Genomic DNA, 15,301 nt, shown 5'->3' on the forward strand with positions numbered 1-15,301 from the left:
ACACCTGATAAGATACTCATAAACAAATAAAGGTTTAGGTTGTTATCAATCCCATAAAAAGATAACCACCTAAACCTTTATTTATGAATATAAAAGCTTGGAGCACTGCGTTGCTCATATTATGCCTATGTCCTGCGGCTATAGCACAGAAAGCCAACCGCTATCTTGAGAAGCCACTCCCACAAGGCTGGGGAAGGGACGTCTCCCATGCCATTCCCGGAGATGACAATCTGTTCAGCGAACAGATACCACCCATTGACGACAAGTGGTGGAAAGCATTCGATGACCCGATGCTGGATTCACTGATTACGGTAGCCTCCACTCAAAACTATTCCGTACTTTCTGCCATGGACCGTATGGATATGGCCAAAGCCAACCTGCGGATAGAACGCGGCGGCTTTTTCCCTTCCATCTCATTGGACGGAGGATGGGCGCGGCAGCAAAGCAGCGGCAATGTCAACGCACTTCCGCAATCCATTACCGGTGCATACAGCGCCTCGCTCAACGCCAGTTGGGAGCTGGACGTATTCGGAAGTATCCGCCAACGGGTAAAGGCGCAGCGGGAAACCTTCATGGCAAGCAAGGAGGAATACACCTCCGTCATGGTATCCCTCTGTGCCCAGATAGCTTCCGCCTACATCGGACTCCGCGAACTGCAGCAAGAACTAAGTGTAGTGACCCACAATTGCCATACCCAGGCAGCCGTACTCAACATCACCGAAGTACGCTACAAAACCGGACTGGTATCCAAGCTGGATGTCTCGCAAGCCAAATCCGTGTTTTACAGTACCAAAGCCTCCATCCCGCAACTGGAGGCAGGCATCAACCAATACATCACAACGCTCGCAATCTTACTCGGTACTTATCCCCAACATATCCGCCCCATACTGGAAAAACCGGGTAAACTGCCCGACTACATGGAACCTATAGGCATCGGCATTCCTGCCGACCTGCTGCTTCGCCGCCCCGATATACGGCAAGCCGAACGCCAAGTCAACGCACAAGCGGCAATGCTTGGCGCATCCCAAAGAGACTGGCTGCCGCAAGTGTTCCTGAAAGGTTCCATCGGCTATTCCTCCCATGACTTGAAGGACTTGACTAAACGGAACAGTATGACATTTGAAATTGCTCCAAGCATCAGCTGGACCTTATTCAGCGGTACCAAACTGGTGAACGCCACCCGTCTGGCACGTGCCCAGCTCGATGAATCCATTCACCAGTTCAACCAGACAGTGCTTACCGCCGTGCAGGAAACGGATAATGCCATGAACTCCTACCGCAACTCCATCCAACAGATTGTTGCCATGCGCGAAGTATGCAACCAGGGAGAAGAAACTCTGAAACTCTCCCTCGATTTGTACAAACAAGGGCTTACTCCCTTCCAGAACGTACTGGACGCACTACGCTCACTCCTGACATACGAAAATCAACTGGTGCAGGCACAAGGCAGCTCCTTGCTGCATCTGATAGCCTTATACCAGGCATTGGGAGGCGGATATGAAATGAATCAGAAATAAGAATATAAACTAAACCGAACCGTATATGAAAAATCAAATGTACATCACCCTGCTCATCCTCCCATTGCTGGCAACGGGATGCGGGGGAAAGAAAGAAACGGCACAAACGATGCCCGTTCCCGAGATAAGCGTGGCCCGTCCGACAGTGCAGAACATTACGCTGACGAAAGAATATCCGGGCTACCTGACTTCTGAAAAGACCGTAGACCTGGTAGGCAGGGTCAGCGGAACCTTACAAACCATCGCTTACGCTCCCGGCAGCCGGGTACGCCAGGGACAAGTACTTTTTGTCATCGAACCGACAGTCTATCAAGACAATGTGCGGCAGGCAGAAGCAGAACTCAACACTGCCCGCGCCAACCTGGAATACGCCCAAAACAACTACACACGTATGCAGGAAGCCGTGAAAAGCGATGCTGTAAGCCGTATACAAGTGCTACAAGCACAATCCAACGTGGCAACTTCGCAGGCTGCAGTGAGCAATGCGGAAGCAGCCCTGAACACAGCACGCACCAATCTGAGCTACTGCACCGTCCGTGCTCCCTTCGACGGCACCGTAAGCCGTAACCTGGTGGATGCCGGAGGCTATGTAGGCGGCAGCGTGCAGCCCGTCACATTGGCAACCATCTACAAAGACGACCATTTGTACACCTACTTCAATGTGGCAGACAACCAATGGCTCTCCATGCTGATGCAGCAGGGAGACAGTATCCCCCGGCAAGTGAGTGTCAGCCTGGGTAAAGACGGACTCCTCACTTATCCCGCACAGCTGGACTATCTTTCGCCCAACGTAGACTTGAACACCGGAACTTTGAACATCCGCGCCCGTCTCGACAACCCTAAAGGACTGTTGAAAAGCGGCCTCTACGTCAGCATCACCTTGCCCTACGGAGAGCAACAGCAGGCCATCCTGCTGCCGGATGCCTCCATCGGCACCGACCAGTTGGGGAAATACATATACGTAGTCAACGATTCGAATATAGTGCGCTACCGCCATATAGAAACCGGACAACTGATAGGGGACAGCCTGCGCCAGATAAGGGCAGGCATCACTCCCCGGGAGCGCTACGTCACCAAAGCACTGATGAAGGTAAGGGATGGAATGAAAATACATCCTATTGACAACTAATATGAATTGATTAATACCAAAGCCTATGTTTTCAAAATTCTTCATAGACCGTCCTATCTTTGCTACCGTATTGGCGCTGCTCATCGTCGTAGCAGGACTGGTCACACTGGGCATCCTGCCCATTGCCCAATATCCGGACATCACACCACCCACCGTGCAAGTCAGTGCCGTATATCCCGGAGCCAATGCGCAGACGGTGGCACAAACCGTCGGCATCCCCATCGAGCAGCAAGTCAACGGAGTGGACGGAATGCTTTACATGTCCTCCAACTCCAGCTCATCGGGCGCTTACTCTCTTACCATTACTTTTGCCGTAGGCACAGACATTGATATGGCTACCGTGCAGGTCCAGAACCGGGTAAGCGTGGCCCAGTCGTCACTACCTACTCCCGTTGTGGTGCAAGGCGTCACTGTACAGAAACAGTCATCGAACATCGTGATGTTCCTCACGATGACGTCGGACAGCAAAGACTACGACGGACTTTACCTCAGCAACTATGCCAAGCTGAATCTCGTAGACCAGTTAACACGCGTGCCCGGTGTAGGCGCCGTCAATGTGATGGGAGCAGGGGACTACTCCATGCGTATCTGGCTCGACCCTGCCGCCATGCGCATCCGCTATCTTTCGCCGGCCGATGTATACCAAGCTATCCAATCACAGAATGTGGAGGTCAGCGCAGGTAACGTAGGGCAACCCATCGGCACAGACAATAAAAATGCCTATCAATACAGCCTGACCGTAAAAGGGCGCCTTACCTCACCCGAAGAGTTCGGCAACATTATCCTGCGTACCGAAACCGGAGGGAAGATACTCCGTCTGCGCGACGTGGCGCATATCGACCTGGGCTCGGCCTCTTACAGCGTAGTATCCCAACTGGACGGGAAACCCACCGCTGCCATCGCTATCTATCAGCAACCTGGCAGCAACTCGCTGGACGTTTCCAAAGGAGTAAAGGCAAAAATGCAGGAACTCTCGCAAAATTTCCCTGCAGGCATACAATACAATGTAACCCTGGACACTACGGATGTCATTCATGCTTCCATAGACGAAGTGATGGTGACGTTCCTTGAAACAACCCTGCTGGTAGTTCTCGTCATCTTCCTGTTCCTGCAGAACTGGCGGGCGGTCGTCATTCCCTGCATCACTATTCCGGTATCACTCATCGGCACACTGGCCGTCATGTCCTTGTTCGGCTTCTCCATCAATACGCTGACACTATTCGGACTGATACTTGCCGTGGCCATCGTGGTGGATGATGCCATTGTGGTGGTGGAGAACTCCACGCGTCTGCTGGACACGGGGCGCTACACCTCCCGCCAGGCTGTGACCGAAGCGATGGGAGAGATTACCGGACCTATTGTCGGGGTAGTGCTGGTGCTGCTTGCCGTATTTATCCCGACAACGCTCGTCAGTGGCATTTCGGGGCAACTGTACAAACAGTTCGCCCTGACCATTGCAGCCAGCACCGTACTAAGCGGATTCAACTCACTGACCCTTACTCCGGCGCTCTGTGCCTTGATGCTGCAACCTACCCGGCCTTCCAAGAATCCCTTGTATCGAGGATTCAATCGTCTGTACGACAAGACACAAGGAGTCTACGACCGGATAGTGGAGTATCTGCTCCGGCGTCCCGGCGCTTCCATCGTTTCGTATGCGGTGTTCACACTGATTGCCGTCCTGCTGTTTGTCAAATGGCCGTCCACGTTTGTTCCGGAAGAAGATGACGGCTATTTCCTCGCAGTCGTACAACTTCCCCCTGCATCGAGTCTGGAGCGTACCCAAGCCGTAGGGAAACAAATAAATAAGATTCTCGATTCTTACCCCGAAGTAAAGGACTACATCGGCATATCCGGCTTCTCCGTGATGGGAGGAGGGGAACAGAGCAATGCGGCCACCTACTTCATCGTACTGCAGAACTGGAATGAACGCAAGGGAAAGGAACATACGGCTGAAGCCGTAGTGCAACGCTTCAATATGGAAGTGTATGGCATCCAGGAAGCAGAGATATTTGCCATGGTTCCGCCTGCCATCCCCGGGCTGGGAGCCACCGGAGGCCTGCAACTCCAATTGGAAGACCGCCACAACCTCGGTGCCACCGAGATGCAACGTGCCGTAGAGACCTTGATGGAGCACTACCACAATTATCCGGCATTGGCATCGGTCAGCAGCCAGTACCAAGCCAATGTCCCGCAATATTTCCTGAATATCGACCGCGACAAGGTGCAACTGATGGGCATTCCGCTGAACAGCGTATTCACTGCCCTGGGCTACTATATGGGAGAGGCCTACGTCAATGATTATGTGCAGTTCGGCCACATCTACCAAGTGAAGCTGGGAGCAGGTGACCATGCCCAGCGTGTCATCGACGATGTCCTGAAACTGAGCGTTCCCAATGCATCGGGCGAAATGGTACCTTTCTCCTCCTTCACCCGAGTGGAAGAACAGCTTGGCATGGACCAGATAAACCGCTACAACATGTACTCCACAGCAGCCGTGACTTGCAATGTGGCTCCGGGCAGCAGTTCGGGAGAGGGTATCCGGCAAATGGAAAGTCTAATCAAGGAGCATCTTGGAGACGAGTTCGGATATGAATGGACTTCGGTGGCCTATCAGGAGACACAGGCGGGAACCACTACAACCGTCGTATTCGTCATGGCACTGTTGGTTGCCTTCCTTGTGCTTGCCGCACAATACGAAAGCTGGACCAGTCCGGTAGCTGCCGTAATGGGACTTCCGGTGGCGCTGCTCGGTGCCATGCTGGGATGCTATGTCATGGGAACTCCGGTCAGCATCTACACACAAATCGGTATCATCCTACTGGTTGCCTTGTCTGCCAAAAACGGTATTCTGATTGTGGAGTTTGCACGTGACTTCCGTGCACAAGGCAATTCAATCCGTGATGCGGCATTTCAGGCAGGGCATATCCGTCTGCGGCCTATTCTGATGACATCGCTTGCATTTGTATTCGGGGTTATGCCGCTGCTTTTTGCAACCGGAGCAGGGGCGGGAAGCCGTGTAGCACTGGGAGCTGCCGTAGTATTTGGTATGGCGCTGAACACATTGCTCGCCACAGTCTATATCCCGAATTTCTACGAATTGATGCAGAAGTTGCAGGAGAAGTTCAGTAAGAAACAATAGGGAGGATGAGCTACAAGTTATGGATTATGGGTTATAAGCTATCACACTTATAACCCATAATCCATAACTCATTTTAGCAACTTGCTGCTAAAAGTTGTATCTTTGCGTGCGAATTGCCTCTTAAAGAAATTGAAGTTATGAAAGCATATTTCATCGCCATACTTACCTTATTCACTTGTATAGCTACCGTCGTCCGGACGCAGCAAATGTCTGAACTTGAAAACCGGATTGACAGTCTTCTCAATGGCAAGAAAGCCACCGTTGGTATAGCCGTATGGACAGACAAAGGAGACATGCTCCGGTATAACGACCATGTACACTTCCCCTTGCTCAGTGTATTCAAATTCCATGTGGCACTGGCCGTACTGGACAAGATGGATAAGCAAAGCATCAGCCTGGACAGCATTGTTTCCATAAAGGCATCCCAAATGCTGCCCAATACCTACAGCCCCCTGCGGAAGAAGTTTCCCGACCAGGATTTCACGATTACGCTTAGGGAGCTGATGCAATACAGCATTTCCCAAAGCGACAACAATGCCTGCGACATCTTGATAGAATATGCAGGAGGTATCAAACATATCAATGACTATATCCGCCGGTTGGGTATAGACTCCTTCAACCTCTCGGAAACAGAAGACGACATGCACTCCAGCTTCGAGGCTGTATACCGCAACTGGAGTACTCCTTCCGCTATGGCCCAGCTACTGAGAACGGCCGATGAAAAAGAGTTGTTCTCCAACAAGGAACTGAAAGACTTCTTGTGGCAGACCATGATAGATACTGAAACCGGCGCCAACAAATTGAAAGGTATGTTGCCAGCCCAAACCGTGGTAGGACACAAGACCGGTTCTTCCGACCGCAATGCCGACGGTATGAAAACTGCAGATAATGATGCCGGGCTCGTTATTCTTCCCGACGGTCGGAAATACTACATTGCCACCTTCATCATGGACTCATACGAGACGGATGAGGACAATGCAGACATCATCGCCCGCATATCACGCATGGTATATGATGCGATGAGATGAGAAAGGCAAGAAGGCTATCGGTAGCTCCTCCTATAAATCTTGATACTCAGGTATATCCTGCAGAAAAGTATAGCTGTTATGCTCGTAATCTATGCGGCAACAATAATGCTGAAGCCCGTTGCTGACAATCAGATAATCCACTTTCAGCACCATGTTGTAGCGGGTAATCTGGTCGAAAACCTTTTGGGTGATTTCTATTTCGGGCGCCTTGTATTCCACAATCATCCGGGCGGTGAGGTCACGCCGATAAAGCACCGTATCACAGCGTTTCTTTGTACCATTCAGCTGTACCTGCACTTCATTTGCCATAAGCGCCTGAGGATACCCCTTGTGAGCAAGAAGAAAGTGGACGAAGTGCTGCCGCACCCATTCTTCGGGCGTCAAAGCAACATAACGACGACGGATTACATCGAAAATAACATTTTTTCCATTCCTTGCGGCAATTTTAGCATCGAATGCTGGTAGGTTTAACGATAACATTTACTACATTTGTAAGTTAAATAATGGTTCCCGTCTTTCGGGAACACAAATTTAATGAAATCTTATGAAAACAAAAGAAGAAATCGTAGCCAATTGGCTGCCCCGTTACACAAAGCGTAACCTGGAGGATTTTGGAGAGTACATTCTGTTAACCAACTTCAACAAGTATGTAGAGATTTTCGCAAAAAAGTTCAATGTTCCCATTCTCGGTAAAGATGCCAATATGACATCTGCCAGCGCAGAAGGAATGACCATCATTAATTTCGGTATGGGAAGCCCTAATGCCGCCATTATCATGGACTTGCTGAGCGCCATCAAGCCCAAGGCATGTCTGTTCCTAGGCAAGTGTGGCGGCATAGACAAGAAAAATAGAATAGGGGACCTCATCCTCCCCATAGCCGCCATCCGCGGCGAAGGTACTTCCAACGACTACTTCCCGCCCGAAGTCCCGTCACTCCCGGCATTTATGCTGCAACGCGCCGTTTCTTCCGCCATCCGCGACTATGCCCGCGACTACTGGACCGGTACCGTATACACCACCAACCGCCGCATTTGGGAACATGACGAGGGGTTCAAGGAATATCTGAAGAAAACCCGTGCCATGGCTGTCGATATGGAAACGGCAACCTTATTCAGTTGTGGTTTTGCCAATCATATTCCTACGGGAGCCCTTCTGCTGGTTTCGGACCAACCGATGATTCCGGAAGGTGTAAAAACCGACAAGAGCGACAACATGGTTACCCAGAACTATGTAAATGAGCATGTTGAAATCGGAATTGCATCCCTGCGCATGATTATTGATGAGAAGAAAACCGTAAAACACTTGAAGTTCGACTGGTAATCCTCTTTACGGGACATACCCTCGTAACACATACTTTATATGGCAAAACAAGAAACGACCTGTGATGATATTCTAAAAGAGTTGAGAGCCAAACAATACCGCCCCGTCTACTATCTCATGGGCGAGGAATCGTATTACATAGACCTCATCTCCGACTATATTGTAGACAATGTTCTCACTGACACCGAAAAGGAATTTAACCTGACCGTAGTCTACGGTGCAGATGTGGATATAGCCACTGTCATCAATGCGGCCAAGCGCTATCCGATGATGTCCGAACGCCAGGTCGTAGTCGTAAAGGAAGCGCAGGCCATCCGCAACATGGAAGAGCTTTCATACTACCTGCAAAAGCCGTTGAACTCCACCATTCTTGTTCTATGCCACAAACATGGGGTGCTGGACAGAAGAAAAAAGCTGGTGGCCGAAATAGAGAAGGTGGGGGTTCTATTTGAATCCAAGAAGGTAAAGGATGCCCAGTTACCGGCATTCATCACCTCATACATGAAGCGCAAAGGTGTAGATTTGGATCCCAAAGCTACCTCCATGCTTGCCGATTTCGTAGGTACGGACCTCAGCCGCCTTACGGGAGAACTGGAAAAACTGATTATAACTCTTCCAAAAGGTCAGACACGCGTCACCCCCGAACAGATAGAACGCAACATCGGAATCAGCAAAGATTATAATAACTTTGAACTTCGCAGTGCCATCGTAGAAAAAGACATACTAAAGGCCAATAAAATAATAAAATATTTTGAAGAAAATCCGAAAACGAATCCTATCCAGATGACTTTATCTTTACTTTTCGGCTTCTTCTCCAACTTAATGTTGGCTTACTATGCGCCCGAAAAGACGGAGCAGGGTATTGCCAGTTTCATAGGATTAAAGACTCCCTGGCAGTCGCGCGAATACTTAAGTGCCATGCGTCGTTACAGCGGAGTAAAGACCATGCAGATAATCGGGGAGATTCGATATGCAGATGCCAAATCCAAAGGAGTAGGAAATTCCTCCCTAAGCGATGGAGATATCCTCCGGGAATTGGTCTTTAAGATTCTACATTAACTTCCATACAGTATACTTTTCCATAAAAGGGAAAAAGCATAAAACAGACTGATTTGATATCATTATGTCATTTTTAGGGGGATTTATCCCCCTTTTTTCTATTTTACTCCTTAGCATAGACTATAAAATAGAAGATAATACTCATATTTACAGCAAATTACGTCCATTTATAAGCTCTGAGAATCGCGTTTTTATAACGAATCGACCAATTATACAGAAATAAAGCAAGGATTTAAGTCTTGAAGACTAGAAAATAAATAAAGCATCTTATTCTCTTATTTATGTCACATTTTTTCTCCTTTAGTAAAAAAGAAGAGATGGAGCAATTCAGCTTTAAATCGTCATATAAGAAATCTGCTACACTTTTCAAGAGTACAATAGTTGTAATACACAACTAGGATAATTGACTATTGTGAATTCAACACATTACATATATATCTATATGACGAGTGTATTATAACACATGTAATATTACATCTAAAAAAACAAATGTAATAAGCGACATTCAACATCGTAAACTATTAGTTTACAAAAATGATAGAGTAGGGGTTAACCCATGTAGTTACAAGCAATAAATAGATGTATATAAATTATATACAATGATTAATCAAATTATTAGATTATATTTTATATAAAATAAACGACAAACAAATGTAATATAGTATTTATTATCAGAAATCACCAATATAACACACTAATAATTAGATAAATATACCATTTTATTAAACTTAAAATAAATACCTATTTTACCCATGATTTGTATTATAGCATTTGTAATGATGAATATTGTAATAATAACATTTCATTTGTAAATCATAAAATATCACATTTTTAATTTGCTTTTGTGATGTCATTTTTTTACTTTTGTAATCCAATAAATAGCATGTACAATTGTAATAACACATAAACCATGAGTATAAAAGATAGGTTCAAAATGGTTATGGACCGGGAGAAACTGACAGCAGGAGCTTTTGCCGAGAGTATTGGCGTGGCCCAAGCCACCATTTCCCACATCTTGGGTCCGCGTAACAAATATCCAAGTACGGAAGTTATTCTCCGATTACATCAACGCTACAATGATATAAACTTGGAGTGGCTGCTTACCGGAAAAGGTAATATGAGTAATAATCCGGATTCACCCGAAAACGATGGATTCGACTATCCTTTATTCGCTGAGAATCCGGAAAACCTGACCAAAGGGCCGGATGAAACTGAAAATCGCAAGGAAATTGCATTAGAAACATCTCTAAAAGCACCTAAAGAGATTGTAAGACAAGAGATTATCTACAAAGAAAGACCTCCCAGAAAAATCACTGAAATAAGAATTTTCTTTGATGACAATACCTACGAGACTTTCAAACCGGAAAATTAAGGAATGAGAATGGAAATAGACTAACGCCCCGGCATAAAAAAGAAACGGGTTCGTTTTATTCTGCACTCGGTTTACACTATCTTTGCACCCGAAAGAAAAACATCCCTCTTTATAGATATGAAAAAGTATATTTTAGATCTGACAGTGACAGAGAACCTCCGCTTGCATGCCAACTATGTGTTGTTGAAGCTGACTTCTCCGTCCCCACTTCCGGAAATGCTTCCGGGACAATTTGCAGAGATTCGTGTGGACGGTTCGCCTGCCACTTTTTTGCGCCGCCCCATCTCCATCAATTATGTAGATAGACAACGGAACGAAGTATGGTTCTTAATCCAACTCGTAGGTGACGGAACCAAGCGATTAGGCGAAGCAAAAGCAGGCGACATAATCAATGTAGTGCTTCCGCTGGGAAACTGCTTCACAATGCCTGAAAAGCCCTCAGACAAGCTCTTATTGGTAGGTGGAGGTGTAGGTACAGCTCCTATGTTATATTTAGGCGAACAGCTCGCCAAGAGAGGCTGCAAGCCAACCTTCCTGCTGGGTGCCAGAAGTGACAAAGATTTGCTTCAATTGGAACAGTTTGCCGCCTATGGCGAGGTGTATACCACCACCGAAGATGGCAGCCACGGAGAGAAGGGATACGTAACGCAACACTCCATATTAAATAAGGTGTGCTTTGAGCAGATATATACTTGCGGCCCCAAACCGATGATGATGGCAGTAGCAAAGTATGCCAAAAGTAAAGGCATCAGTTGCGAAGTATCTCTGGAGAATATGATGGCGTGTGGCATAGGCGCTTGTCTATGCTGTGTGGAAAATACCACGGAAGGCCATTTGTGTGTATGTAAAGAAGGTCCGGTTTTTAATATAAACAAACTATTATGGCAGATTTAAATGTAAATATCGGTGAATTACAAATGAATAATCCGGTGATGACTGCGTCCGGAACATTCGGATATGGTGAAGAATTCGCCGATTTCATCGAACTATCGCGAATAGGTGGTATAATTGTAAAGGGAACTACCCTTCACAAACGTGAAGGCAATCCATATCCGCGCATGGCAGAGACTCCTTCGGGAATGTTAAACGCTGTGGGACTGCAAAATAAGGGTGTACATTACTTTGTTGAACACATCTATCCCCGCATCAAGGACATTCAGACCAACATGATTGTAAATGTTTCGGGTTCTGCCATCGAAGACTATGCCGAAACAGCCGCAATCATTAATGAACTTGACAAAATTCCTGCCATAGAGTTGAACATCTCTTGCCCCAATGTGAAGCAAGGAGGAATGGCATTCGGTGTTACCGCCAAAGGAGCAGAAGAAGTGGTGAAAGCCGTGCGCTCAGTTTACAAAAAGACACTTATCGTAAAGCTCTCACCGAACGTTACCGACATCACCGAAATAGCCCGCGCAGCCGAAAATGGCGGTGCAGACAGCGTTTCCCTTATCAATACCCTGCTAGGAATGGCTATAGACGCGGAACGCAGGCGTCCGATACTCTCCACTGTAACCGGTGGTATGTCTGGTGCAGCTGTGAAACCCATTGCCTTACGTATGGTATGGCAAGTGGCCAAGGCGGTAAAAATCCCCGTCATAGGCTTGGGAGGTATCATGAACTGGAAAGATGCTGTGGAATTCATGCTTGCAGGTGCCTCCGCCATCCAGATTGGTACGGCAAACTTCATTGATCCGGCGGTTACGGTGAAAGTGGTAGAAGGAATAAATGACTATCTCGACAGACACGGTTATCAGTCTGTAAAGGACATTATCGGTGCACTTGAGGTATAAAGAATAACAAGAGATTGCCATTCGCAATATATATTCACAAAAAAGGACATTCATTGACGAATGTCCTTTTTCTTTTTATTTACATCAGTAAACTTACTCTCCCAACAAATCTGGGCGCAGTCTACGGGTTCTTTCTAATGACTGTTGCAGCTCCCATTCCTTAATCTTGGCCTCGTGTCCAGAAAGTAAAATATCCGGAACCTTCCATCCATTGTAATCAGCGGGACGCGTATAGACCGGTGCAGCCAGCAGATTGTCCTGAAAGGAATCTGAAAGTGCAGACTGCTCATCGGAAATCACTCCCGGAATGATACGGACGATGGCATCTGCCATGACAGCAGCCGCCAGTTCTCCGCCAGTCAACACATAGTCACCGATACTGATTTCCTTGGTGATGAGATGCTCGCGAATCCGGTAATCTATCCCTTTGAAATGCCCGCAGAGAATGATGAGATTCTGGGCAAGGGAAAGAGTATTTGCCATCGGCTGATTGAACTGCTCACCATCGGGGGTGGTAAAGATAACCTCGTCGTAATCCCGCTCAGCCTTCAAAGCGTTGATACACCGCTCTATCGGCTCTATTTTCATGACCATTCCGGCAAAGCCACCAAACGGATAATCGTCTACACGACGGTACTTATCTTCCGTATAATCACGAAGATTATGGATATGTATCTCTGCAAGCCCTTTATTTTGAGCACGTTTCATGATGGAGCAGTTGAAGAATCCCTCAATCATCTCCGGTAAAACTGTGATAATGTCAATGCGCATATAACTTTATTTTAGCTATTTCAAGCTGCAAAAGTACAAATATTCGGGGAGAAACCCGTATTTTTGCGTTCAAACAATCCGAAAACCCTATGACTGTAAAAGAAAAAATAGACCAGCTCCGTGCGGAATTACACCAGCACAACTACAATTATTATGTGCTGAATGCTCCTGAAATATCCGACAAGGAGTTTGACGACCTGATGCGCGAGCTACAAGATTTAGAGAAAGAACATCCTGAATACCAAGATGATAATTCGCCCACGATGCGTGTAGGAAGTGATTTAAATAAGAACTTCACACAAGTGGCACACAAATATCCCATGCTTTCATTGGGAAACACCTATTCCGAAAACGAAGTGACCGACTTTTACGAACGGGTAAAAAAAGCGTTGAACGAGGAGTTTGAAATCTGCTGCGAGCTGAAGTATGACGGTACTTCCATCTCGCTGACTTACGAGGATGGCAAACTGGTGCGTGCCGTCACCCGTGGCGACGGCGAAAAGGGCGATGATGTGACGGACAATGTAAAGACAATCCGGACGATTCCGCTGGTCCTCCACGGGAATTATCCTAAGTCATTCGAAATCAGAGGGGAAATCCTGATGCCCTGGGTGATTTTCGAAGAACTGAACCGGGAAAAGGAAGCACGTGAGGAACCGCTTTTCGCCAATCCGCGCAACGCTGCTTCCGGTACCTTGAAGTTGCAGAATTCCGCCATCGTAGCATCCAGAAAGCTGGATGCTTATCTCTACTATCTATTGGGAGAAGAATTGCCCTGCGACGGCCATTACGAAAACCTGCAAGCTGCCGCCAGCTGGGGATTTAAAACATCAGAGCACGCCAGAAAAGCCCACAGCCTGGAGGAAGTCTTCGAGTACATCAATTATTGGAACACGGAGCGTAAGAACCTTCCGGTGGCTACTGATGGTATTGTACTAAAAGTCAACAGCTTGAGGCAGCAGAAGAATTTAGGATTCACAGCCAAGTCTCCCCGATGGGCCATCGCATATAAATTCCAGGCAGAACGGGCACTAACACGATTGAACAAGGTTACCTACCAGGTAGGACGCACCGGTGCAGTGACTCCGGTCGCCAACCTGGACCCCGTACAACTATCCGGCACCATTGTGAAACGTGCCTCCCTGCACAATGCAGATATTATCGAGGGGTTGGATCTGCATATAGGCGACATGGTGTATGTGGAAAAAGGCGGTGAAATCATCCCCAAAATAACCGGTGTCGATAAGGATGCCCGCAGTATGCTTATCGGTGAAAAAGTGAAATTCATCACCCATTGTCCCGAATGCGGCAGCAAACTGATACGTTTTGAAGGAGAAGCAGCCCACTATTGCCCCAATGAAACCGCTTGCCCTCCGCAGATTAAAGGGAAGATAGAGCATTTCATCAGCCGCAAAGCCATGAATATAGACGGACTGGGACCTGAAACTGTAGATATGTTCTACCGATTGGGACTGATAAAAGATACTGCAGATTTATACCGGCTCAAAACCGACGACATCAAGAACCTGGAACGGATGGGCGAAAAATCGGCAGAAAACATAGTCAACGGTATTGCGGCAAGTAAAGAAGTGCCATTCGAAAGAGTGCTCTTTGCACTGGGCATACGCTTCGTGGGAGAAACGGTTGCCAAGAAAATAGCCAAGTCCTTTATGGACATCGAAGAGCTGGAAAACGCAGACCTCGAAAAGCTGAAAAACATCGATGAAATCGGTGAAAAAATAGCGCAGAGCATTATAACTTACTTCTCCAATCCTACCAACAGAGAGCTGGTGGAACGGCTGAAATCGAACGGTCTGCAACTCCACCGGACAGAAGAAGACCTCAGCGGATACACCGACAAACTGGCGGGCCAGTCCATCGTCATCAGCGGCGTATTCACCCACCACTCACGGGACGAATACAAAGAGATGATTGAAAAGAACGGTGGAAAAAACGTCGGAAGTATCTCCTCCAAAACCAGCTTTATCCTGGCCGGAGAAAATATGGGACCTGCCAAACTGGAGAAAGCGCAGAAACTGGGAGTAAAGATTATGAGCGAAGATGAGTTTTTGGCATTGCTATCCTAACAAATTTCCACAAAAAGCTTTTTTATGGCTTATATTTGTAGGGTAAATCGAAAAAATTCGTACTTTTGCGAGTCATTTAATTAGA

General features: G+C 47.2%; 12 protein-coding genes. 10 read left to right on the forward strand and 2 right to left on the reverse strand.

What is annotated here, in order from left to right; genetic code table 11:
• The first annotated feature begins 83 nt into the window (after positions 1–83).
• The 4 genes from H1A11_RS07345 to H1A11_RS07360 all read left to right on the forward strand — a co-directional run bounded on the left by H1A11_RS07345 (position 84) and on the right by H1A11_RS07360 (position 6,813).
• Entirely contained in the window at positions 84–1,517 is a 1,434-nt protein-coding gene (locus H1A11_RS07345) for an efflux transporter outer membrane subunit (protein ID WP_117599721.1), read from the forward strand.
• 25 nt (positions 1,518–1,542) lie between these two features.
• Positions 1,543–2,646: an efflux RND transporter periplasmic adaptor subunit gene (locus H1A11_RS07350; protein ID WP_117599722.1), complete on the forward strand. Its 1,104-nt coding sequence runs from the start codon at positions 1,543–1,545 to the stop codon at positions 2,644–2,646.
• Positions 2,647–2,671: 25 nt separating this feature from the next.
• Entirely contained in the window at positions 2,672–5,785 is a 3,114-nt protein-coding gene (locus tag H1A11_RS07355) for an efflux RND transporter permease subunit (protein ID WP_117599723.1), read from the forward strand.
• 137 nt (positions 5,786–5,922) lie between these two features.
• Entirely contained in the window at positions 5,923–6,813 is an 891-nt protein-coding gene (locus tag H1A11_RS07360; RefSeq protein WP_117964564.1) for a CblA family class A beta-lactamase, read from the forward strand.
• Positions 6,814–6,843: 30 nt separating this feature from the next.
• On the opposite strand, the gene H1A11_RS07365 is transcribed toward H1A11_RS07360, so the two are convergent.
• A complete protein-coding gene (locus H1A11_RS07365; RefSeq protein WP_117601662.1) occupies positions 6,844–7,293 on the reverse strand; it encodes a type I restriction enzyme HsdR N-terminal domain-containing protein in 450 nt (149 codons plus the stop codon).
• Positions 7,294–7,357: 64 nt separating this feature from the next.
• Between H1A11_RS07365 and H1A11_RS07370 the strand changes: the two genes are divergently transcribed.
• The 5 genes from H1A11_RS07370 (at position 7,358) to H1A11_RS07390 (ending at position 12,358) form a co-directional block, all read left to right on the forward strand.
• Complete coding sequence (locus tag H1A11_RS07370) at positions 7,358–8,134, forward strand: AMP nucleosidase (RefSeq protein WP_174646825.1); 777 nt, start codon at positions 7,358–7,360, stop codon at positions 8,132–8,134.
• A gap of 39 nt (positions 8,135–8,173) precedes the next feature.
• The gene (gene holA, locus H1A11_RS07375) at positions 8,174–9,193 is read left to right on the forward strand and encodes a DNA polymerase III subunit delta (RefSeq protein ID WP_117601664.1); all 1,020 of its coding nucleotides are present in this window, start codon (positions 8,174–8,176) and stop codon (positions 9,191–9,193) included.
• Between the two features lie 910 nt (positions 9,194–10,103).
• On the forward strand, positions 10,104–10,565 hold the full coding sequence (locus H1A11_RS07380; RefSeq protein ID WP_117601665.1) for a helix-turn-helix domain-containing protein: 462 nt from the start codon (positions 10,104–10,106) through the stop codon (positions 10,563–10,565).
• Positions 10,566–10,682: 117 nt separating this feature from the next.
• Positions 10,683–11,459 (forward strand): dihydroorotate dehydrogenase electron transfer subunit, encoded by a 777-nt coding sequence (locus H1A11_RS07385; protein WP_117601666.1) that lies wholly within the window; start codon positions 10,683–10,685, stop codon positions 11,457–11,459.
• Entirely contained in the window at positions 11,447–12,358 is a 912-nt protein-coding gene (locus H1A11_RS07390) for a dihydroorotate dehydrogenase (RefSeq protein WP_117601667.1), read from the forward strand. The genes H1A11_RS07385 and H1A11_RS07390 overlap by 13 nt, the downstream gene beginning before the upstream one ends.
• A 93-nt stretch (positions 12,359–12,451) precedes the next feature.
• On the opposite strand, the gene trmD is transcribed toward H1A11_RS07390, so the two are convergent.
• Positions 12,452–13,129 (reverse strand): tRNA (guanosine(37)-N1)-methyltransferase TrmD, encoded by a 678-nt coding sequence (gene trmD / locus H1A11_RS07395; protein ID WP_005837186.1) that lies wholly within the window; start codon positions 13,127–13,129, stop codon positions 12,452–12,454.
• A gap of 89 nt (positions 13,130–13,218) precedes the next feature.
• Here trmD and ligA point away from each other — a divergent pair, with 89 nt between their 5' ends.
• Complete coding sequence (gene ligA / locus H1A11_RS07400) at positions 13,219–15,216, forward strand: NAD-dependent DNA ligase LigA (protein WP_174646826.1); 1,998 nt, start codon at positions 13,219–13,221, stop codon at positions 15,214–15,216.
• The last annotated feature ends 85 nt before the right edge of the window (positions 15,217–15,301 follow it).

The sequence above is a fragment of the Bacteroides sp. CACC 737 genome, assembly GCF_013874375.1.
GTDB classification, from domain to species: domain Bacteria; phylum Bacteroidota; class Bacteroidia; order Bacteroidales; family Bacteroidaceae; genus Bacteroides; species Bacteroides uniformis.

What these genes read in the sequence shown, in the direction of transcription:
- H1A11_RS07345 (WP_117599721.1), top strand. Translation starts at nt 84, where the DNA reads ATGAATATAAAAGCTTGGAGCACTGCGTTGCTCATATTATGCCTATGT.
- H1A11_RS07350 (WP_117599722.1), top strand. Translation starts at nt 1,543, where the DNA reads ATGAAAAATCAAATGTACATCACCCTGCTCATCCTCCCATTGCTGGCA.
- H1A11_RS07355 (WP_117599723.1), top strand. Translation starts at nt 2,672, where the DNA reads ATGTTTTCAAAATTCTTCATAGACCGTCCTATCTTTGCTACCGTATTG.
- H1A11_RS07360 (WP_117964564.1), top strand. Translation starts at nt 5,923, where the DNA reads ATGAAAGCATATTTCATCGCCATACTTACCTTATTCACTTGTATAGCT.
- H1A11_RS07365 (WP_117601662.1), bottom strand. Translation starts at nt 7,293, where the DNA reads ATGTTATCGTTAAACCTACCAGCATTCGATGCTAAAATTGCCGCAAGG.
- H1A11_RS07370 (WP_174646825.1), top strand. Translation starts at nt 7,358, where the DNA reads ATGAAAACAAAAGAAGAAATCGTAGCCAATTGGCTGCCCCGTTACACA.
- holA (WP_117601664.1), top strand. Translation starts at nt 8,174, where the DNA reads ATGGCAAAACAAGAAACGACCTGTGATGATATTCTAAAAGAGTTGAGA.
- H1A11_RS07380 (WP_117601665.1), top strand. Translation starts at nt 10,104, where the DNA reads ATGAGTATAAAAGATAGGTTCAAAATGGTTATGGACCGGGAGAAACTG.
- H1A11_RS07385 (WP_117601666.1), top strand. Translation starts at nt 10,683, where the DNA reads ATGAAAAAGTATATTTTAGATCTGACAGTGACAGAGAACCTCCGCTTG.
- H1A11_RS07390 (WP_117601667.1), top strand. Translation starts at nt 11,447, where the DNA reads ATGGCAGATTTAAATGTAAATATCGGTGAATTACAAATGAATAATCCG.
- trmD (WP_005837186.1), bottom strand. Translation starts at nt 13,129, where the DNA reads ATGCGCATTGACATTATCACAGTTTTACCGGAGATGATTGAGGGATTC.
- ligA (WP_174646826.1), top strand. Translation starts at nt 13,219, where the DNA reads ATGACTGTAAAAGAAAAAATAGACCAGCTCCGTGCGGAATTACACCAG.